The sequence below is a fragment of the Endozoicomonas sp. SESOKO3 genome, from assembly GCF_024606255.1.
In genome coordinates this window covers 1-1,277 of sequence record NZ_JAHHPR010000373.1, presented here as the reverse complement: position 1 = coordinate 1,277, position 1,277 = coordinate 1, and the positions used below count along the sequence as shown (strand labels likewise).

General features: G+C 49.3%; 1 protein-coding gene. It reads left to right on the top strand.

All coding sequences use genetic code 11. From position 1 onward, the window contains the following. Positions 1 to 1,023 (top strand): hypothetical protein (locus KDK18_RS06585; protein WP_257254073.1); only part of this gene is annotated, 1,023 nt, incomplete at its 5' end. Between the last annotated feature and the right edge of the window lie 254 nt (positions 1,024 to 1,277).

The window sequence follows — 1,277 nt, the reverse complement described above, 5'->3', positions numbered from 1 at the left end:
GTCTCCAAGAATGCCAAAGCCCTGTCGGTTCACAAAAGCAACTACCACACCGGGCAAAAAACCTGTAGTTTCACTGTGGTCGGAAGGGATGGCCAACCGCGGCCATGCGGGACCGTCTGCAAGAATGCTCAAGCTCTGTTATATCACAAAAAGAAACACAACACAGAGCAAAAAACCTGCGATGTGATCGTGGTCGGAGAGGATGGTCAGCTGCGGCCATGCAGGAAAGTCTGCAAAAATACTATAACTCTGTGGAATCACAAAAACAGACAACACACAGGGCAACAAACCTGTGAAGTGACTGTGATTGGGAAGGATGGTCAGCCACGGCCATGCGAGGTGGTCTGCAAGAATGCCGGATCTCTGCGGAGTCACAGAAGCAGCGTACACAGCAAGCAAAAAACCTGTGAAATGACAGTGGTTGGAGAGGATGGCCAGCCGCGGCCATGCGGCAAGGTCTGCAAGAATAATCAAAACCTATTCTATCACAAGAGAAGAGACCACAGCGGGCAACAAACCTGCAACCTGACATTAGTCGGAAAGGATGGCAAACCGCGGCCATGCGGGATGATCTGCAAGAATGCTCAATTCATGTCGACTCACAGAAGAAGCGTACACAGCGGGAAAAAAACCTGTGAAACACCAGTCGTCGGGAAGGATGGCCTACAGCGGCAATGCGGGAAGGTCTGCAAGAATGCTAAAGCCCTGTCGGATCACAAAAGAACCCACCACAGCGGCCAAAAAACCTGTGACGCAACAATAGTCGGGGATGATGGCCAGCCGCAGCCGTGCGGGGCTCTCTGCAGGAATTCTCAGGCCCTGTCATCGCACAGAAGCAAAGCCCATAGAAGGCGAAAAACCTGTGAAGTTAAAGTGGTCAGTGAGGATGCTCGGCCACAGCTATGTGAGACAGCCTGCAGGAGTGCTCAAGCCCTGTCGGGTCATAAAACAAGACATCAAAAATGGAAGCCTGATAATAGGGACCAGGGCCCCTGCTCTAAAAAATGCAAATTGCATGAGTAACGGGCTAATCCGGTACATGGCTTCGATGAGTTTTCACCCGGTACAACCTTTGGTTTTTAACAAAGTGTCTTTGACAGAAAAAATACTTATTTTCTTGATCTATCCTTCCTCTCTCTCCACCCGTATGCAAGGTTATAATTATTAGACACTCACTCTTTGCGGCACCGCTGTTGCTGATATTATTGTTGTCTGTCGTCTGTCAGGCTGACTCCTCAACAAAATGGTTTATTATCGAGTTTGAACACAATGCAGTG